Source organism: Luteimonas sp. 100069, from assembly GCF_003813845.1.
Lineage (GTDB): Bacteria > Pseudomonadota > Gammaproteobacteria > Xanthomonadales > Xanthomonadaceae > Luteimonas > Luteimonas chenhongjianii.
Genome location: NZ_RPFN01000003.1, coordinates 185,530 through 204,535, shown reverse-complemented (window position 1 = coordinate 204,535; position 19,006 = coordinate 185,530). Strand labels below are relative to the sequence as shown.

The window sequence follows — 19,006 nt, the reverse complement described above, 5'->3', positions numbered from 1 at the left end:
CCCGCCGCGCTTCGCGCGTCGGCCTCTCCCTGAGGGAGAGGCGCGAGGCAGTTCAAGCCCCTCTCCCCCTGGGAGAGGGGTTGGGGTGAGGGCAGCCGGCCCGGCGATCCCTGAGCCAGCGCGCGCCTCACAGGTGTCCCCTCTGGGCTGCGTCACCCTCCGGAAAGTTCAAGGGGGCGTCCCCACCCTCACCCGCCGCGCTTCGCGCGTCGGCCTCTCCCTGAGGGAGAGGCGCAGCTTCTCGAACGCCTCGGCGCCGGCGCGTAGAACGAGCCGCCTCCTTTTCGAAGCGATGTTCGGGATGAGCACGGCGCGCGGCCGCTTTCCACAGCAAAGGGTTGAAGCGCTGCCGAGCCGGTACTACTCGAGGACCTGCATTCGATCGCACGCAGGAGAGGGCTCAAGCCCCTTCCCCGGGGAGAGGGCTGGAGGCTGCTCAAGCCCCTCTCCCCCGGGAGAGGGGTTGGGGTGAGGGCAGCCGGCCCGACGATCCCCTGACCCCATCGTCGCAGCGTCTTCGGGTGTCCCGTCTGGCCTCGCACCTCCGGAAAGTTCAAGGGGGCGTCCCCACCCTCACCCGCCGCGCTTCGCGCGTCGGCCTCTCCCTGAGGGAGAGGCGCAGGGGCCGCGAGCCCTCTGCCTGCAAACGGCTCGATGGACGTGCCCCTCTCCTTTTGGAACGTTGTGATCGGGCGAGGACGGCTCAAGGCTCTCTCCCCACGAGAGCCTCTGTTCCAACGAGAGCCCCTCTCCCCACGAGGGGGTCGCGGCCGGGGCGCCTCAAGCCCCTCTCCCCCTGGGAGAGGGGTTGGGGTGAGGGCAGCGGCCCGGCGATCCCTGAGCCAGCGCGCGCGCCTCACAGGTGTCCCCTCTGGGCTGCGTCACCCTCCCGAAAGTTCAAGGGGGCGTCCCCACCCTCACCCGCCGCGCTTCGCGCGTCGGCCTCTCCCGGAGGGAGAGGCGCAGCGTCCTCGCGGCCTCTGCTTCCCAATGGCCCCGTGGACGTGCCCCCTTTTCTTCCCCGGGACGCGCAGGATCCCGAAGCCGAAAGCCGAAAGCCCCTCCCTCACTCGCTACGCTTCGAACCGACTGTCCAGGAAGAGACGCTGCATCAGCGTCTTATCGGCTGTGATTCGAGCGCTTCGCACAGGCGATGGCGGCAGTCCTCCAGGCCGGCTTCACTGCGGTGAAGGCGTATGCGGCCCTGGGCCTGGCCGGGCTGGCCCAGAATGCGTGCGAGCGTGGCCTGCAGCGTCGCCGGATCTTCGTCGAAGCCGCCGTGGGTGGTCGCCGCGCTGCCATTGGCGGCATGTGCGGGCTCGCCCTGCACTGGCGCCTGGATCCAGTCCAGCCTGCCGGTTGCCAGCAGATCGCGGATACCGCCATGGGGCTCGATGAAGCGCGCCATGCCCAGCAACGGCGTGCCGTGGCGATGTTCGGCGCGCACCCAGCTGCGCGCGCGGGCCTCCAGGGCGTGGGCGATGAGATACAGCAGCGACTTGTTGTAGATCCGCGCGCAGTGGTCGTCCTGTTCGGCGCGGTCGGTCAGGGTGAACAGCGCAGCGCGGTCGATGCGCCCGTCGGCCAGCGCCGGGGCGAAGCTCGCTTCGAACAGGGCCATCGTCATTGCCGGCGCCCACAGGTTGAGGCTGGCGATGCGCTGGCCGATGCCGAGCATGCCCGCGGCCGGGCCGTCGGGGACGGGGCCGTGCGTGGTCAGCAGTTGCGCGAGCGGGGCCAGCAGCACGGCGCCGCCGCTGTGGCCCACCAGGTGCAGTTCGACCGCGGGATCGGCCTGCATCCATTCGCCGAGCAGGCGCGCCACCTGGGCCGCACCACCGGCCTCGGTCAGCCCGTCGCCATCGCGCACCACCGCAGTCGTGGCCAGCCGCGCGTTCTCCTTCATCTCCTCCCACAGCGCCTGGCCACCCAGCACGCGCGCCAGCGGTTCGATGGTGTTGTCGATGCGGTCCAGCAGCAGACCCTTGGCCCGGTCCATCAGGCCCTCGGTGCGGGGGCGCACGGCGTCGCGCAGGAGGTTGCCGAGCGTGCTCCAGAAATCGGTCTTCCAGACGAAGCACAGGGGATACACCTGCTGGGGCAGCATCAGCTCGCAGAGGTCGGCAACCCGCTGGATCGCGGCCTGCTCGGGCACCAGGCCGCCGTGGACGTAGAGCATCACCCGCTTGACCGGCCAGTCGCGGGTGATGCGCGGCAGATCCTCGCGGATGAGGTTGCGCACTTCGTCCTGCCCGGTGCCGAAGCGGCCAGTGGTGCGCAGCCGGCCGTCGTTGCCGAGACTGACGATGTGTGGGCGCAGGTCGGCCTGGGAATACCCGTTCGACTGCCGGGCGAGGATGGAATTGCTCGCCGCAACCGCCTGCGCCCGCTGCAGCCTGACCGGCACCGCCAGCCGCGCCACCCAGATGTCGACGCCGCGCTGCAGCCACTCGTCGTAGCTCACCCAGCCGTAGCCGCGCTTGCCCCAGCGTCTCCCCCAGGAGTTCTGGATCCAGAAGCCTTCGCGGTCGTAGCCGACGATCGCGAAGGCGTGGTAGCCGGCGACCGGCTGTTCGGCCCATTCGACGACGCCGGTCGCCGGCGGCGCCAGCCAGCCGTCGTGCACGGCCGCCGATGCATACAGCACGCCCGCCTCGGCGAATGCGGCGTGCATCGCGACCAGATCCTTGTGATTGACCCGGTAATAGGCGCCCAGCGGATGTTCCTGCGCTGCACGCGCCCGTTCCTCGGTGTAGACGCCAGGCAGCGGACCCGGCGTGTCCGGCCAGCATTCCTCGGCGCAGACACCGTGGCGGTGCCAGCCCTTCATCGCGCCGCGGCAACTCGAGCCGTCGTAGTCCTCGCCTTCCCACTCGTCGTAGCGGCGCGCCATGTCGTAGAGCATCCGGGTGCTCATGCGCAGCTTCACCGGCTCGGGCCGGCGCCGGCGCAGTAGCGTATGCGCCACCGTCGCCAGGCCGTAGGCGGTGCACTCGCCCTGCTCGCCTTGGTCGAGAACCGGCACGCCGAGCCTGGTGAAGCGCGCCAGCGGCATTTCGCTGGGCACGTCGACGAGCGTGGGCTCGAACATGCGGTCGCGGAAATCGGCAGTGTCGGGGCGCGCGTCGAGCAGGCGCGCGATGGCTGCTGGTCTGGTGGCGCGTCGCGCGCCGGCCCTGGTCGTGGCCATGGAACCTCCGTGGTACGCGATGAGCGAACAAGCCCGGTGCGCCCGGGCGGACAGCTGCGACGGATCCCGCCCCGAGTGTGCAGACGCATCGGTGACGGTCGCGCGGTACACAGACTGCATCCGCCGTGTCGCACCCGCCGCGACCTGCGATGAGGCGCGGAATCACCGGTTCTGCGATGCTTGCGCGACGACCACGAAGCGCCGTCCATGAAGAAACGCGTCAAGAAACTGATCGCCTGGGGCCTGTTCACGCTGCTGGTCATGGCGGTCAGCAGCATCTTCGTCGCCGATCGGTTGCTGCCGCCCGCCTCCGGACGACCGAGCTACACGCTGCCGCTGTCCAACAACCAGACCGCGCTCGACCGCGAGCTGGTGCCGCTGCTGGAGCGGCACCCGGGCGAGACCGGCGCGATCATGTTGTCCGACGGGGTGGACGCTTATGCCGCGCGGGCGATCTCCGCGCGCCAGGCCGGGCGCAGCCTCGATCTGCAGTACTACATCTGGCGCAACGACCTGACCGGGCGGATGCTCGCCAACGAAGTCTGGCTGGCCGCCGAGCGCGGCGTGCGCGTACGCATCCTGCTCGACGACATGGGCATCAGCGATATGGACGCGACGCTGCTGGCGATGGATTCGCACGAAAACATCGAGCTGCGCGTCTACAACCCGTTCCGCAACCGCACCGGGGTGATGCGCCTGCTGGAGATGGTGCAGCGCGCCTGGGGCGTGAACCACCGCATGCACAACAAGTCCTGGATCGCCGACGGCCGCGTGGCGGTGGTGGGCGGCCGCAACATTGGCGTGGAGTACTTCAGCGCCGCCGAGGAATTCAACTTCCACGATCTGGACATGGTGCTGTTCGGCCCCGCGGTGGACGATGCCAACGCGATCTTCGACGAGTTCTGGAACAGCGAGGCGGCGATCCCGATCGAAGCACTCAACCGCAAGCCCCCGGCGACGATCCGCGCGGTGCTCGAGCATATCCAGGAAGAGTCGGAGAGCGAGGAGGCGCGCCGCTTCCTGGACGCGATGGACCTGTCGCCGAGCGTGCGTGGCTATTTCTCCGGCGAGCTCAAGCCGATCTGGAGCAAACACATCCAGATCCTGTCCGACCCGCCGATCAAGTGGCGCGGCGATGATCGCGAGAGCTGGCTGGTCGAGTATCTGCTGCGCGACATCAGACAGGCCAAGGCCAGCGTGCTGTTGATCTCGCCCTACTTCGTGCCCGGGGTGGAGGGCACCGAAGGTCTGGTGGCCATGGCCGAGCGCGGTGTCGACGTGTCGGTGGTCACCAACTCGCTGGCCGCCAACGATGTCCTCGCGGTGCACGGCGGCTATCTGCGCTATCGCAAGCCATTGCTCGAGGGCGGCGTGCACCTGTTCGAGACCCGCAGCCGGGCCGATACCAGGGGAGCCAGAAGCCTCTTCGGCAGCAACAGCAGCGCCAGTCTGCACACCAAGGCCACGCTGGTGGATGGCCGCCATGGGTTCGTCGGCTCGTTCAACCTCGACCCGCGCTCGGCCAACCTCAACACCGAGATGGGCGTGATGTTCGACGATGCCGCGCTGGGCGCCGCCCTGTTCGAGGAATTCCGCCACCTCACCTCGCCGGGCATGAGCTACTGGGTGTTCCTCGACGCGGACGGGCGCACGCGCTGGCTGGACCGCGCCGAGGATCCGCCGGTGGTGCTGACCACCGAACCCGACAGCACTCGCCTGCAGCGGCTGATCGCCAGTGTCGTGCGCTGGCTGCCGATCGAATCCCAGTTGTAAGCGTCCGCGAGTGGACGCATGAGGTGCCCGCGGTTGCTGCGATGCACCACGAAAAATGCCCTGTTCAGCGCGCCTTTCACGCGGCGCATGCGATTGATTCCACAAGCATTTTCAGCAAGCAGTTGCACATTCAACCAATTGCCGGACGACCCGCGTAAAATGCCGCGCTCACTCGCCTTGCGGCGCCGCTGAACCCGACCGGTCCTCGTGACCGGGCCGCATCGCCTTCCGGGACCCTCCCCTGAAATCGGGCCTGACGCCCGTGACGGAGTTTTGAATGATTTTCGAGCACCTCGACACCTACGGCCACGAACAGGTCGTGTTCTGTCACAACAAGGACGTGGGTCTGAAGGCGATCATCGCGATCCACAACACCGTGCTGGGTCCGGCACTGGGCGGTACCCGCATGTGGCCCTACGAATCCGAGCAGGACGCGCTCAATGACGTGCTGCGCCTGTCGCGCGGCATGACCTACAAGAACGCGGTGGCCGGCCTGAACATCGGCGGCGGCAAGGCGGTGATCATCGGCGATCCGGCCACCGACAAGTCCGAAGGCCTGTTCCGTGCGTTCGGCCAGTTCGTCGAATCGCTGGGCGGCCGCTACATCACCGCCGAGGACGTCGGCATCGACGTCAACGACATGGAATTCGTCTACCGCGAAACCCAGTTCGTGACCGGCGTGCACCAGGTCCATGGCGGCTCGGGCGATCCGTCGCCGTTCACCGCCTACGGCACCATGCAGGGTCTGCTGGCCTCGCTGAATCGCAAGTTCGGCAACGAAGACGTGGGCAACTACAGCTACGCGGTGCAGGGCCTGGGCCACGTGGGCATCGAGTTCGTGAAGCTGCTCAAGGAGCGCGGCGCGAAGATCTTCGTCACCGACATCAACAAGGATCGCGTCGAGCGCGCGGTCAGCGAGTACGGCGCCGAAGCGGTGGGCCTGGACGAGATCTACGACGTCGACGCCGACGTCTACTCGCCGTGCGCGCTGGGCGGCACGGTCAACGAGAAGACGCTGCCGCGCCTGAAGGCCAAGATCATCTGCGGCGCGGCCAACAACCAGCTCGCCAACAACGCGATCGGCGACGAAGTCGAACGGCGCGGCATTCTCTATGCGCCCGACTACGCGGTCAACGCGGGCGGCGTGATGAACGTCTCGCTCGAGATCGACGGCTACAACCGCGAACGCGCGATGCGCATGATGCGCACGATCTACCACAACCTCACGCGCATCTTCGAGATCTCCCAGCGCGACGGCATTCCGACCTACATGGCCGCCGACCGCCTCGCCGAAGAACGCATCGAGATCATGGGCAAGCTCAAGCTGCCGCTGGGCCGGGCGCAGCCCCGTTTCCAGGGCCGCGTGCGCGGCGCCTGAGTCAACGCAGTACACGCGATGGGGCTTCGGCCCCATCGTCGTATCCGGGCGCGGCGGATGCTGCAGATGCACATCCACCGCCGCGTTCCGACGCCGCGCCGCTGCGTCGCCGCCCGCCATGGTTTTCCCCAGGAGTAGAGATGCGTACTTTCCCGCTCGGCGAAGAACTCGACGCGTTGCGCGACGCGGTACGCCGTTTCGCTGACGCCGAGATCGCCCCGCGCGCCGAGGCCATCGACCACGAAAATGCCTTTCCGCAGGACATGTGGCCGAAGCTTGGCGAGCTGGGCCTGCTCGGCATGACCGTGCCCGGCGAATACGGCGGCAGCGAGATGGGCTATCTGGCCCACCTCGTCGCGATGGAAGAGATCTCGCGGGCATCGGGCTCGATCGGCCTGAGCTACGGCGCGCATTCCAATCTGTGCGTGGCCAACCTCTACGCAAACGCCACCGAAGCGCAGCGACAGAAGTACCTGCCGAAACTCTGCAGCGGCGAATGGAAGGGCGCGCTGGCGATGAGCGAGCCGGGGGCGGGCTCCGACGTCGTCGGTTCGATGGCCTGCCGCGCGGAGCTGCGCGGCGACCGCTGGGTCGCCAACGGCAACAAGATGTGGATCACCAACGGCCCCGAGGCCGACGTACTGATCGTCTACATGCGCACCGCCGGCAAGGACGCGGGCAGCAAGTGCATGACCGCCTTCCTAGTCGAGAAGGGCATGCCAGGCTTCCGCACCGCGCAGAAGCTCGACAAGCTCGGCATGCGCGGCTCCAACACCTGCGAGCTGGTGTTCGAGGACTGCGAGATTCCGGCCGAGAACGTGCTGGGCGAGGTCAACGGCGGGGTCAAGGTGCTGATGCGCGGCCTCAACACCGAACGCCTGGTGCTGACCGGCGGGCCGCTGGGGCTGATGCAGTCGGCGCTCGACATCGCCCTGCCCTATGTGCGCGAACGCAAGCAGTTCGACGTGGCCATCGGCACCTTCGGCATCATGCAGGCCAAGATCGCCGACATGTACACGTCGCTGCAGTCGAGCCGCGCGTTCGCCTACCAGGTGGCGCGCGATTTCGACGCCGGCCATGCCTCGCGCGTTGACGCGGCGAGCTGCCTGCTGCATGCCTCGGAAGCCGCGGTGCGCGTCGCGCTCGAGGCGATCCAGACACTCGGCGGCAACGGCTACATCAACGAGTACCCGACCGGCCGCATCCTGCGCGACGCCAAGCTCTACGAGATCGGCGCCGGCACCAACGAGATCCGTCGCATGCTGATCGGGCGGGAGCTGTTCGACGGCAGGAGCTGAGCGGGCTCTCCGCGCGTATGCCCGAGGGGCCGACATTCGCGATTCGCGACCGCGGCCCCCACTAACGAGAAGGCCGCCCGCAGGCGGCCTTCTTTTTGCCTGCTGAAACGCCGGCTCAGAACCCGTAGGCCAGTTGCATCGAGGCCATGCGGTCGCTGCCACGCGGCCCGAACCGCTGGTCGAGGCCCAGCATCATCCGCGTGCGCGGTGACAGCCAGGATTCCAGCGCCAGGCCCAGCAGCCCGCCCGAACGCGCCGGCTCCAGACCCGCGATCGGCGCCCAGGCTTCGATGCCGGTGAAGCTCGCCTGGAGATCGAAGCCGCTCGACGACAGGGTCTGCTGCCACTCGCCATAGCCATGCAGCGAGAAGCCGGGCGCATCCCAGCGCGCCCGCAGGCCGGCGATCGCCTGGCTGCGCTGGACGTCCCAGCCGCTGCTGCGCAGACCGAAGCCGTCACCGCCGCGCTCGTCGAAGCCGTCGCTGCGCAGGCGCACCTGTTCGGCGCCCAGATACGGCCCGAACTCGGCCGCGCCGACCTGCCAGTGATGGCCGGCTTCGACCGCCGCCTGGGTGTAGCTGCCGGCGTAGCGCGTGGAGACGCCCTGCCAGCCGGCGCCGGCGAAGAGCTGGCGCTGCATGTCGCGGTCGAAGCGGCCGCTGCCGAGCTGCGCCATCACATAGCTGTTGCCGAAGCTGCGCGCCAGATATGCCTGCGCCTGGGTCTGCCGGTCGCGGTTGCGATCGCCGCGCGCCGCGGCGAGGCCGTCGCCGCGCAGTTCGCCGAACGCAAAGCCGGCCACCAGCCCGTTGCCGAGCCGATGGTCGCGGCCGATGCTCCAGCCGTCGACGCTGAAACCGTCGCGGGCGAAGCCGCCACTACCGCCCTGCCCCAGCGTTTCCTGCCAGAGGCCGGTGCCGGCGCCGGACGCGGCCAGCGCGCCGACACGCGACGCCACCACGCGCCGCCCCATGTCGACGTTGTCGAACGTCGTCGTCAATGCCGCGGCATGTTGCGCGCCCGACAGGCTGTCGAGCGCCGCAAGCGCCGCCGCTTCGCCCTGGATGCCCTGGAAGGCCCCGGCGGTGCGGATGAAACCATCGGCAATCGGGCCGCTGCCCACGAGCGCCTGCCCGTCGATCTGCTCGAACGCGCCCTCCACGCGCTGCGCCGCGCCCAGCGACTGCGGGGTGATGCCCGCCAGCGAGGCGGCGGTCGCGGTCACGTCGAGGCGAATGACATCGATCCAGGCGAGATTGGTGTCATAGCGCAGGTTGCCTTCGAGAAACACGCCCGGGCCGCGGGTCAGGCTGCCGAATCGCCCGGTGATGCCGCCGACGGCTTCCACGACGGTCTCGCGCCGCTGCAGCGTGTAGCCGCCGATGATGCCGGTGACCTGCAGCTCGCCGGCGAGGCTGGCCGTGCCGGTGACCTGCAGCGGCGCGCCGATCTGCCAGGCGAGACGGGCGGAATCGGCCTGCTGGAAGTTGCCGGCGATGGTGCGTGCAGGCACGTTGCCGGTGACGGCGAAGGTGCCGCGGTTGACCAGATCGCCACCGACGCGGCTGCCGCCGAGCTGCAGCGTGGCGCCCGATTCCACCGTGGCCGCGCCGGGAATCGAGGACGAAACGAACGCCAGGGTGCCGCCCTCGGCGCGCGTCGCACCGGCATACCCGGCGTCGCCGCTCAGCCGCAGCGTGCCACCGCCGCGCTTGACCAGTCCGCCGCTGCCGCGGATGTCGTTGCCCCAGGTCGAAGTGCCGCTGCTGAAGTTCGCGGTCACGTCGCCCCAGTCGAACTTCGCCGGGCCGAGGACCGCCTTGCCCACATCGAGCACCCCGTAGCCGAATACCGGGTCGACGCCCGGCGCACCGATGTCGGTCGCGGTACCAAGAAGCGTCTGGCGCACGAGATCGTTGTTGAAGTACGGGAAGGCTTCCCACACCAGCGCGGCGGCGCCCGAGACCAGCGGCGCTGCCAGCGAGGTGCCGCTGTAGCGCCAGTAATCGGGCTGGTCGGGCGGGTTGTCGGTGCCGGTGACGATCACCGTGCCCGGCGCCACCAGGCAGTAGCGCATCGCGACGCCGCAGGCGTTGGAATAGCTCGCCAGCGCGGTCGTACTGCCTTCGGCCAGGGCCGAGACCGTGATCCAGCCGCGTTCGAGATCCGCGGCAGGCAGGCTGCCGCCGGTGCCCTGCTTGCTCGGCAGCGCAGCGGTATCGGTCGGGCTGGCGAAGCCCGCATTGCCCGAGGCGAACACCACCAGACCGCCGTGGTTGACGATGAAGGGGCGGTACTCGGCGGCGATCTGCGCGGTGACGGCCAGGTTCGTCCAGTACAGCCCGCCCCAGGAATTGTTCATGACCTTGACGTTGCGGTTGATCAGGTCCCGATGGATCGGCTCCAGGCCCAGCGGGCCGTCGATCTCGTTGCCTGCTCCGGAGCCGTCGTCCTCGGGCGGCTTGTCGCCGATGATGCGCGCCGAGACGATCTCCGCGTTCTGCGCCACCCCGCCCGGCCAGGTGCCGAACGGGCGGCCGGCCGCGATCTGGGCAACAGCGGTGCCGTGGCCCGACACGTCGTCCACCGACAGGTTGTTGCCCGGCCCGATGTACACCAGGTTGGCGACGACGCGGTCGCGCAGCGCCGGGTGCCTGCGGTTGACGCCGCTGTCGATGAAGCCGATCCGGACGCCGCGGCCGGTAAACCCGGCTTCGTGCGCTGCGAAGGTATTGGTGTCGGCAAGGTGCCCGCTATAGGCGGGATTGGGCGGCTGGACCACCGTCGGTGGTGGCGTCACGGGTGGTGGAGGCGGTGTCACCGGTGGGGGCGCTGCGGGCGGCGGCGGGTCCAGCACGACCAGGCCTCCACCCGAGCCGCCCCCGCCGCATGCGCCAAGCGCGGTAGCCAGTGCGCAAGCCAGCAGGCTGCGGCGTGTAGTCGCGCCCGTGCGCGCCGTGATCGCATTCGACATCGTGTCCTTCTCCAGTCTGGTGCAGGCGCAGCGCCCCTGCATGCGTGATCCCCACAGACGCATCTATACCTGCAACGGGCGGCGGCTGTCATCGGGTGGCCGGTCGCGGCGACTTCGCAGTGGCGCGGATGCGATAATCGACTTCACTGTGCGGTTCACCTATCGGAGTTTCCTCCCCAATGACTGACATCGTCATCGTCGGCGCCAAGCGCACCCCCATCGGTTCCATGCTCGGCCAGTTCACCGGCGTGCCCACGACCACGCTCGGCGCGACCGCGATCACTGCCGCGCTGGAACACGCAGGTGTAGCCCCGGAACTCGTCGACGAAGCCCTCATCGGCTGCGTGTTGCCGGCCGGCCTCGGCCAGGCACCGGCCCGCCAGGCTGCGCGCGCCGCGGGCATTCCCGATGCCGCCGGCTGCGTGACCATCAACAAGGTCTGCGGCTCGGGCATGCAGGCGGTGATGTTCGGTCATGACCTGATCAAGGCCGGCACGGCCAGGTTCGTCGTCGCCGGAGGCATGGAGTCGATGACCAATGCGCCGCACCTGCTCAACGGTTCTCGCACCGGCATCCGTTACGGCAGCGCCGAGATGCTCGACCACATGGCGTGGGACGGCCTCACCAATCCCTACGACGGCAAGTCGATGGGCGTGTTCGGCGACATCGCCTGTGCCAAGTACGGGTTCAGCCGCGAGGAACTGGATGCCTATGCGGTCGAGAGCGCCAATCGCGCCAAGCACGCGATCGAGTCCGGCGCGTTCAAGGCCGAGATCGTTCCGGTGACCGTCGCCTCGCGCAAGGGCGAGGTGGCCTACGACACGGACGAACAGCCCGGCCGCATCCAGGTGGAGAAGATCCCCACCCTGCGCGCGGCGTTCGGCAAGGATGGCCGGTTGACTGCGGCCAGCTCGTCGAGCATTTCCGACGGCGCCGCGGCGCTGGTGCTGACCTCGGCCGACGAAGCGCAGGCACGCGGACTCAAGCCGCTGGCGCGTATCGTTGCCCATGCGCGCCATTCGCAGGCACCCGAGTGGTTCACCACCGCGCCGATCACCGCGATTCGCAACGTGCTGGACAAGGCCGGCTGGAGCGTCGAGGACGTGGACCTGTTCGAGATCAACGAGGCGTTCGCGAACGTCGCGATGGCGCCGATGAAGGATCTGGGCATCCCGCATGAGCGGCTGAACGTGAATGGCGGTGCACTGGCCCTCGGCCACCCGATCGGTGCCAGCGGCGCGCGCCTCATCGTCACGCTGATCCACGCGCTTCAGTCGCGCGGCCTCCAGCGCGGCGTAGCGACCCTTTGCATCGGCGGCGGAGAAGCCACCGCAATTGCCGTGCAAATGGTGTGAACTTCGGATAACGTGTTTTTTACGAAAAAAGGGCGCACGTCCCGCTTGACAGCTGTCCGCGGCTTGTCATCATGTCGTCGGCGCGCATTAAGCGCGTTGCCCACACTTTCAGACGAGGAAGACACAATGACGATCAACAAGGCTCTGCTTGCCCTGGCCATGGGTTTTGCGCTTGCCGCCTGCAGCAACGCCGAGCAGGCCAACAGCTCGGCTGAAGGCGCTGCCGACGCCGCTGCCGACGCTCAGGCTGCTGCCAACGAGACGCAGGATCCGGCGCTGGCCGGCACCGCGCAGGCTGCTGCCGACGACGCGGCTGCTGCTGCCGACGCCGCTGCTGACGCTGCTGCCCAGGCCGCTGCTGCTGGCACCAACGACGGCGCCGAGCACGCTGCCGACGCTGCCGACCACGCTGAGTCGCAGGCTGAAGACGCTGCCGACGCTGCGGAAGAAGTGGCTCCGTAATTCATCCGATGGCGTAACGCCATCGCGTTTGGATTCGAAGGCCGCCGGGTTCGCCCGGCGGCCTTTTTTGTGCGCGGTGCGGCGTATCGAAGTGCAGTGCAACTGCAAGGCGGCAGTTCGCGCGCCGACATGCGCGCGGCGCCGGTGCGCCCGGCACCCGCTGATCTACGAGTGGCCCGCACGAGAGACTTGCCACAAGCGGCATGCACCGCAGCGCCACTCGCGCTGCCCCCCGTCCCGATACCACCACTTCTTTGCACGGCGCTCACCTGCTCGCATTCATGCTCCGGGCTCCCACCGCTTCAGGACCCATGCCCATGCAGATCAAGCCGATCAACGTACTCGCCGCAGCGCTGATGCTGGCGCTGGCCGCGTGCAGCAATTCCAACGACGCGGAACGCGAACGCGCCGAAGCCGCGCAGGCCAACGAAGCCGCCGGCCAGGCGATTTCGAGCGCCGCCTCCGCGACCGCAGACGCGGCGCGCGCGACCGCCGATGCTGCGGCCCAGCAAACCCGCGAGGCTGCGCACGATGCAGCCGTCCGCGCCGACGCTGCGGCCGCAGACGCCCGGCGCGCCACCGGCGAGGCCACCCAGAGGGCAGGCCAGGCGATCGAGAACACCGGCGAGCGCATCGAGGAAAGCGCCGACAACTGAGCAGCGCTTACTCCGACCGGAAGCCCGCCGTCAGGCGGGCTTTTTATTTCGGGGTGGGCGTGCGTGCCGTACTGCACCTCCCTTCACACAACAGACGCTGCGCATGCCCCCTGCGGCCGCTCGCGCGCTTCCGTATCCTTGCGGTTTTCCCGCAAGGTGCCTTCCGCATGCCCGCACTCACTTCGCAGCTCGATCCGCGCGCGCAGGACTTCATCGACAACGCCGACTACCACCGCGCGCTCGTTGATGAACTGCGGCAGCGGCTGGCGCGCGCGGCGCAGGGCGGTGGCGAGGCCGCGCAGGCGAAGCACACCGCGCGCGGCAAGCTGCTGGCGCGCGATCGCATCACCGCCCTCCTCGACCCCGGCTCGCCGTTCCTCGAGATCGCGCCACTCGCGGCCGAGGACATGTACGACGGCGCGGCGCCGGCCGCAGGCGTCGTCGCCGGTATCGGGCGCGTGCAGGGGCTGGAAGTCGTCATCGTGGCCAACGACGCGACCGTCAAGGGCGGCACCTACTTCCCGATGACGGTGAAGAAGCATCTGCGTGCCCAGGAGATCGCTCGAGAGAACCATCTGCCCTGCGTCTACCTGGTCGATTCGGGCGGCGCGTTCCTGCCGCTGCAGGACGAGGTGTTCCCGGACAGGGAGCACTTCGGACGGATCTTCTACAACCAGGCGCGGATGTCGGCGGAGAACATTCCCCAGGTGGCCGTGGTCATGGGCAGCTGCACCGCGGGCGGCGCATACGTACCGGCCATGTGCGACGAGTCGGTGATCGTCAAGGAGCAGGGCACGATCTTTCTCGGCGGCCCGCCGCTGGTGAAGGCGGCCACCGGCGAGGTGGTGGACGCCGAGGCGCTGGGCGGGGCCGAGGTGCACACCAGCGTGTCGGGCGTGGTCGATCACTTCGCCGAGGACGATGCCGACGCGCTGCAGATCGCGCGCGACATCGTCGGCAGCTTCAACCGCCCGCGCGTCACCCGGCTGGCGCGGCGCGCGACGGTCGAACCGCTGTATCCGGCCGAGGAGCTCTACGGCATCGTGCCCAGGGACACGCGTCGGCCCTTCGACATCCGCGAGGTCATCGCCCGCGTCGTCGACGGCAGCGACTTCCAGGAGTTCAAGGCGCGCTACGGCAAGACGCTGGTGACCGGGTTCGCCCATGTACATGGCATGCCGGTGGGCGTCGTCGCCAACAACGGCATCCTGTTCGGCGAGAGCGCGCTCAAGGGCGCGCACTTCATCGAGCTGTGCAACCAGCGCGGCATTCCGCTGGTCTTCCTGCAGAACATCACCGGCTTCATGGTCGGCCGCAAATACGAGAATGCCGGCATCGCCAAGGACGGGGCGAAGATGGTCACCGCCGTCGCCTGTTCGAGCGTGCCGAAGTTCACCATCGTCATCGGCGGCAGCTTCGGCGCCGGCAACTACGCCATGTGCGGACGCGCCTACGGCGCGCGCTTCCTGTGGATGTGGCCCAACGCCCGCATCAGCGTGATGGGCGGCGAACAGGCGGCCAGCGTGCTGGCGACCGTGCGCCGCGACGGTATCGAAGGCAAGGGCGGCAGCTGGAGCGCCGAGGACGAAGAGGCCTTCAAGCAGCCGATCCGTGAGCAGTACGAACACCAGGGCAGCCCCTGGTATGCGACCGCGCGCCTGTGGGACGACGGCATCATCGATCCGGCCGACACCCGGCGGGTGCTGGGCCTGGGCCTGGCGGCCTCGCTCAATGCACCGATCGAGCCCGCGCGCTTCGGCGTCTTCCGGATGTAGGCGCAAAGCGCGGGGCCGGGTCCCGACAGGCGGCAAGTGCTTGCGCGGTCACGCTTTCGCGGCGTGGCGCGCCGCTGCAGAGCGCAGTTCGCGTGCTAGCCTCGGCTTCCGCGCTGCCGACCGCGGCGTCGCGGAAGTCCTGTTTCGAGCGGTCCCTTTCCGCTCCCCGTCCTTTTCAGAGGTAACGCGCGACATGGCCATTTTCCCGCAGTCCGGCACCGCCAAGAAGGATTCCTCCATATTCGGCTCCGACGCGGCGCCGCCGCCGGTCCCGGCCCGTGACACGGCGTCCCCGGCGATTGCCGACTTCCAGACCGCCACGCTGCCCACGCCGCCGCAGGCCGCACCGGCGCCTGCAGCACGCCCGGCCGCGCCGAGCGGCAAGGAATCGATCATTGCCGCCGACCTCACCATCGAGGGCAAGATCGAGGGCTCGGGCGATATCCGCATTGCCGGCCGCTTCAAGGGCGACGTCAACGTGCAGGGCGATCTGACCATCGAGCATGGCGCCAAGCTCAACGGCGGCGTGCGCGCCAAGCAGGTGCTGGTGTCGGGCGAACTCGAAGGCAACATCGAATCGGCCTCGCTGGTGGAACTGCGCGACTCCGCCGTGCTCACCGGTGACCTGAAGGCCGGTTCGCTGACGGTCGCGAAGGGTTCCAGGATCCGCGGCCACATCGAATGCGGCTGGGACGACGTGGCTGCGCCGGCCAGCAACGGCAACGGCAACGGCGCAGCCAAGGACAAGGCGGCCAACGACAAGTCCAGCGCCTGACCGTGAGCAGCCGTCCCGGCGCGGCAGGTGCCACGCGCACCTGTCCGCACTGCAAGACCACGATCCTGGACAGCGCCACGCGCTGTCCGGCGTGCCAGCACTATCTGAAGATCGACGCCGCGCCGGCCTCGCCCATCGTCGCGCGGCATGCGGTGCAGCGCGAGGAGACCACCACCGCGCTGGAGGTCGAGGGCCGCATCCGGCATCCGGCCGAAGGCGGCGCCTGGGAATATTCGGTGGTACTGGTGATCCGCGACGAGGCGGGTAAGGAGATCAACCGCCAGGTGGTCGGTGTCGGCGCGCTGCTGGTCGGCGACGAGCGCACCTTCAGCCTGGCGGTCGAGGTCACGCCGACCAACGACATGCGCCGTCCGACACGCTCGCCCCTGAGCCGCGGGCGCTCCTAGCCACTCCCGCCGCGGAAGCGGCGACCACCGGGGCGCATGCCGCAGCACCGCGCCCACGGATGTCCCCGGGCCCACCTCACGCCAAGTGCCACACCCGCGAGCGCGCGCTCCCGGCCGGCATGTTTGCAGCGCCGCATGGGTCGCACGTCCCGACTCGTTATGATTCCGGACCGTTCTGCAGGACCCGATGCGCATGTCCGATGCTTTGACCCTCGTCCGCACTGGCGCGGTGGCGCGCCTTCGACTGGACCGTCCTGCCCTGCACAACGCTTTCGACGCGGCGCTGATCGCGACGCTGACCGCCGCGCTGGACACAGTGGGCGGCGATCCGGACGTGCGTGTGGTCGTGCTCGAAGGCACCGGCGCGTCGTTTTCGGCCGGCGCGGATCTCAACTGGATGCGCAGCATGGCCGCGGCCAGCGAAGCCGACAACCGCGAGGACGCAATCGCCCTCGCCCGCCTGATGCGGACCCTCGACGAGCTGCCGAAGCCGACGATCGCGCGCGTCCACGGCGCTGCCTTTGGCGGCGGCGTCGGGCTGGTGGCCTGCTGCGACATCGCGATCGGGGTGCCGGGCGCGAAGTTCGGCCTGACCGAAAGCCGGCTCGGCCTGCTGCCGGCGACGATCGCCCCCTACGTCGTCGCGGCGATCGGCACGCGCAATGCGCGGCGCTATTTCGCCACCGCCGAGCTCTTCGACGCGGCGCAGGCGCAGCGCATCGGGCTGCTGCATGAAGTGGTCGAGGCCGACGCGCTCGATGCCGCGGTGGACCGGCAGATCGCACTGCTGCTGAAAGCCGGCCCGAACGCCGCCGCAGGCGCCAAGCGCCTGGTGCGCGCCGTCGCCGCTGCCACCGACCGCGATCTTCTCGACCAGGACAACGCCTCGCTGATCGCCGCGCTGCGGGTCTCGGCCGAGGGCCAGGAAGGCCTGACCGCGTTTCTGGAAAAGCGCCCGGCGACATGGGCGACGAGCGAAAAGGATGCCCATGTTTGACACCCTGCTGATCGCCAACCGCGGCGAGATCGCCTGCCGCATCATCCGTACCGCGCGCCGCCTCGGCATCCGCACGATCGCGGTGTATTCGGAGGCCGACGCCGACGCCCAGCACGTGCGCCTGGCCGATGCGGCCTACCCGATCGGTGGTCCGCGGCCGCAGGATTCCTACCTGCGCGGCGATGCGATCCTCGAGGTCGCGCGCAACTCCGGGGCACAGGCGATCCATCCGGGTTACGGCTTCCTCAGTGAGAACGCCGACTTCGCCGACGCGGTCGAGGCGGCGGGGCTGACCTTCGTGGGGCCGTCGTCGGCCTCGATGCGCAAGATGGGCAGCAAGGCGGGGGCCAAGGACCTGATGGCCGCGGCCGGAGTACCGGTCGTACCCGGCTACACCGGCGAGGACCAGTCCCCGGCCACGCTCGCGCGCGAGGCTGCGCGGATCGGTTTCCCGCTGATGATCAAGGCCGCGCACGGCGGCGGTGGCAAGGGCATGCGCATCGTCCGCACGCTCGAGGAATTCATCCCCAATCTGGAGAGCTGCCAGCGCGAAGCGAAGAACGCCTTCGGCCGTGACCGGGTGCTGCTCGAGCGCTACATCGAATCGCCGCGCCACATCGAGATCCAGGTGTTCGGCGACCGCCATGGCGGCGTGATCCACCTCAACGAGCGCGAGTGCTCGGCGCAGCGCCGCTACCAGAAGGTGTTCGAGGAATCGCCCTCGCCGTTCCTGACGCCCGAACTGCGCGCGGCGATGGGCGAGGCCGCGGTCCTGGCAGCGCGCGCGATCGATTACGCCAATGCAGGCACGGTCGAATTCATCGTCGATCCGGCCGGCCACTTCTATTTCATGGAGATCAACACCCGGCTGCAGGTCGAGCATCCGGTGACCGAGCTCACCACCGGGCTGGATCTGGTCGAGTGGCAGTTGCGGATCGCCGCCGGCGATCCCCTGCCGCTTGCGCAGGACGAAGTACCGCGCATCGGCCATGCGATCGAGGTGCGGCTGTATGCGGAAGATCCCGATGCGGGGTTCCTGCCCGCGTCGGGCATGCTGCGCACGCTGCGGCTGCCACCGCCGTCGGCCCATGTCCGCGTCGATTCCGGCGTCGTCGAAGGCGACACGGTCACGATCTTCTACGACCCGATGATCGCCAAGCTCATCGTCTGGGACCAGGACCGGCCGCGCGCGCTCGCCCGTCTGCGCGAGGCGCTCGCGCAGTGCCGGATCGTCGGTCCAAAGTCGAACATCGAATTCCTCGAGCGCCTGGTGCGCCACCCGGCGATCGTCGACGCCACCATCGATACCGGCTATCTCGACCGCCATCTCGAGGAGTTCGTCTCCTCCGCCGATGTGGTGCCGCCGGCGCGTCTGGTCGCCGCCGCGGCAGTCGCCCGGCTGCTGGGCGAGGCGGCGCCCGCGGGGGACCCGTCGCCCTGGACCGCCAATGACAGCTGGCGCCTCGGCGCGTCGCCCGCGCGCATGCTGATGTTCGAGCATCGCGGCCAGCCGCTCCCGGTCACGGTGTCGGGCGCGGCGGACGATCGCGTGGTGCACGGCCCCTCCGGCGCTGTCGCGGTCGCTGGTGCGCGGCTCGTCGACGGCGTGCTCAGCGCGCGCTTCGACGACAGCGCCGCGCGCATCGCGGTCATCGCCGGGCCGGACCACATCGTGGTCCACGACGGCCAGGCGCGGCTGGACCTGCGCCACATCGCCGGTGCACGCCGCAGCGCCGGCGCCGACGCTGCCGGGGACGATCGCGTCCGTGCGCCGATGCCGGGCCGCATCGTCGCGGTGCAGGTCGCCGCGGGCGACACGGTCGTCGCCGGCCAGCCATTGCTGGTCATGGAGGCGATGAAGATGGAACTCGCGCTCAAGGCCCCACGCGACGGCAGCGTCGCCGAGATTCGCGCGGTGGCCGGCGAGTTCGTGGATGCGGACGCGGTGCTGGCGGTGCTCGGATGA

General features: G+C 69.2%; 13 protein-coding genes. 11 read left to right on the top strand and 2 right to left on the bottom strand.

Annotated features, from left to right (window positions below):
* Window positions 1-1,111: 1,111 nt before the first annotated feature.
* The gene (locus EGK76_RS09100; RefSeq protein ID WP_123832387.1) at window positions 1,112-3,190 is read right to left on the bottom strand and encodes a C1 family peptidase; all 2,079 of its coding nucleotides are present in this window, start codon (window positions 3,188-3,190) and stop codon (window positions 1,112-1,114) included.
* A 207-nt stretch (window positions 3,191-3,397) separates the two neighbouring features.
* On the opposite strand from EGK76_RS09100, the gene EGK76_RS09095 reads away from it, so the two are divergent.
* The 3 genes from EGK76_RS09095 to EGK76_RS09085 all read left to right on the top strand — a co-directional run bounded on the left by EGK76_RS09095 (window position 3,398) and on the right by EGK76_RS09085 (window position 7,639).
* Entirely contained in the window at window positions 3,398-4,963 is a 1,566-nt protein-coding gene (locus tag EGK76_RS09095) for a phospholipase D family protein (RefSeq protein ID WP_123832386.1), read from the top strand.
* Between the two features lie 277 nt (window positions 4,964-5,240).
* Window positions 5,241-6,341, top strand: coding sequence for a Glu/Leu/Phe/Val dehydrogenase dimerization domain-containing protein (locus EGK76_RS09090; protein WP_096297993.1), 1,101 nt, complete (start codon window positions 5,241-5,243; stop codon window positions 6,339-6,341).
* A 140-nt stretch (window positions 6,342-6,481) separates the two neighbouring features.
* Window positions 6,482-7,639, top strand: coding sequence for an isovaleryl-CoA dehydrogenase (locus EGK76_RS09085; protein ID WP_096297991.1), 1,158 nt, complete (start codon window positions 6,482-6,484; stop codon window positions 7,637-7,639).
* 115 nt (window positions 7,640-7,754) lie between these two features.
* Here the strand turns inward: EGK76_RS09085 and EGK76_RS09080 are convergent, their stop codons facing one another.
* The gene (locus EGK76_RS09080) at window positions 7,755-10,613 is read right to left on the bottom strand and encodes an autotransporter serine protease (RefSeq protein WP_123832385.1); all 2,859 of its coding nucleotides are present in this window, start codon (window positions 10,611-10,613) and stop codon (window positions 7,755-7,757) included.
* 179 nt (window positions 10,614-10,792) lie between these two features.
* Between EGK76_RS09080 and EGK76_RS09075 the strand changes: the two genes are divergently transcribed.
* The 8 genes from EGK76_RS09075 (at window position 10,793) to EGK76_RS09040 (ending at window position 19,006) form a co-directional block, all read left to right on the top strand.
* Window positions 10,793-11,968, top strand: coding sequence for a thiolase family protein (locus EGK76_RS09075; RefSeq protein WP_123832384.1), 1,176 nt, complete (start codon window positions 10,793-10,795; stop codon window positions 11,966-11,968).
* A gap of 126 nt (window positions 11,969-12,094) precedes the next feature.
* Window positions 12,095-12,430, top strand: coding sequence for a hypothetical protein (locus EGK76_RS15665; protein ID WP_096297988.1), 336 nt, complete (start codon window positions 12,095-12,097; stop codon window positions 12,428-12,430).
* 317 nt (window positions 12,431-12,747) lie between these two features.
* Window positions 12,748-13,086, top strand: a complete 339-nt coding sequence (locus EGK76_RS09065; RefSeq protein ID WP_123832383.1) for a hypothetical protein — start codon at window positions 12,748-12,750, stop codon at window positions 13,084-13,086.
* Between the two features lie 167 nt (window positions 13,087-13,253).
* Complete coding sequence (locus tag EGK76_RS09060; protein WP_096297984.1) at window positions 13,254-14,861, top strand: carboxyl transferase domain-containing protein; 1,608 nt, start codon at window positions 13,254-13,256, stop codon at window positions 14,859-14,861.
* Between the two features lie 193 nt (window positions 14,862-15,054).
* A complete protein-coding gene (locus EGK76_RS09055; RefSeq protein WP_123832382.1) occupies window positions 15,055-15,636 on the top strand; it encodes a polymer-forming cytoskeletal protein in 582 nt (193 codons plus the stop codon).
* Entirely contained in the window at window positions 15,633-16,043 is a 411-nt protein-coding gene (locus EGK76_RS09050) for a hypothetical protein (RefSeq protein ID WP_096300460.1), read from the top strand. The genes EGK76_RS09055 and EGK76_RS09050 overlap by 4 nt, the downstream gene beginning before the upstream one ends.
* Before the next feature lie 193 nt (window positions 16,044-16,236).
* Complete coding sequence (locus tag EGK76_RS09045; protein ID WP_123832381.1) at window positions 16,237-17,040, top strand: enoyl-CoA hydratase-related protein; 804 nt, start codon at window positions 16,237-16,239, stop codon at window positions 17,038-17,040.
* Window positions 17,033-19,006 (top strand): acetyl/propionyl/methylcrotonyl-CoA carboxylase subunit alpha, encoded by a 1,974-nt coding sequence (locus tag EGK76_RS09040; RefSeq protein ID WP_123832395.1) that lies wholly within the window; start codon window positions 17,033-17,035, stop codon window positions 19,004-19,006. The genes EGK76_RS09045 and EGK76_RS09040 overlap by 8 nt, the downstream gene beginning before the upstream one ends.

Coding starts and splice junctions, on each gene's coding strand:
- EGK76_RS09100 (WP_123832387.1), bottom strand. CDS start 3,190: ATGGCCACGACCAGGGCCGGCGCGCGACGCGCCACCAGACCAGCAGCC.
- EGK76_RS09095 (WP_123832386.1), top strand. CDS start 3,398: ATGAAGAAACGCGTCAAGAAACTGATCGCCTGGGGCCTGTTCACGCTG.
- EGK76_RS09065 (WP_123832383.1), top strand. CDS start 12,748: ATGCAGATCAAGCCGATCAACGTACTCGCCGCAGCGCTGATGCTGGCG.
- EGK76_RS09060 (WP_096297984.1), top strand. CDS start 13,254: ATGCCCGCACTCACTTCGCAGCTCGATCCGCGCGCGCAGGACTTCATC.
- EGK76_RS09055 (WP_123832382.1), top strand. CDS start 15,055: ATGGCCATTTTCCCGCAGTCCGGCACCGCCAAGAAGGATTCCTCCATA.
- EGK76_RS15665 (WP_096297988.1), top strand. CDS start 12,095: ATGACGATCAACAAGGCTCTGCTTGCCCTGGCCATGGGTTTTGCGCTT.
- EGK76_RS09085 (WP_096297991.1), top strand. CDS start 6,482: ATGCGTACTTTCCCGCTCGGCGAAGAACTCGACGCGTTGCGCGACGCG.
- EGK76_RS09090 (WP_096297993.1), top strand. CDS start 5,241: ATGATTTTCGAGCACCTCGACACCTACGGCCACGAACAGGTCGTGTTC.
- EGK76_RS09080 (WP_123832385.1), bottom strand. CDS start 10,613: ATGTCGAATGCGATCACGGCGCGCACGGGCGCGACTACACGCCGCAGC.
- EGK76_RS09075 (WP_123832384.1), top strand. CDS start 10,793: ATGACTGACATCGTCATCGTCGGCGCCAAGCGCACCCCCATCGGTTCC.
- EGK76_RS09040 (WP_123832395.1), top strand. CDS start 17,033: ATGTTTGACACCCTGCTGATCGCCAACCGCGGCGAGATCGCCTGCCGC.
- EGK76_RS09045 (WP_123832381.1), top strand. CDS start 16,237: ATGTCCGATGCTTTGACCCTCGTCCGCACTGGCGCGGTGGCGCGCCTT.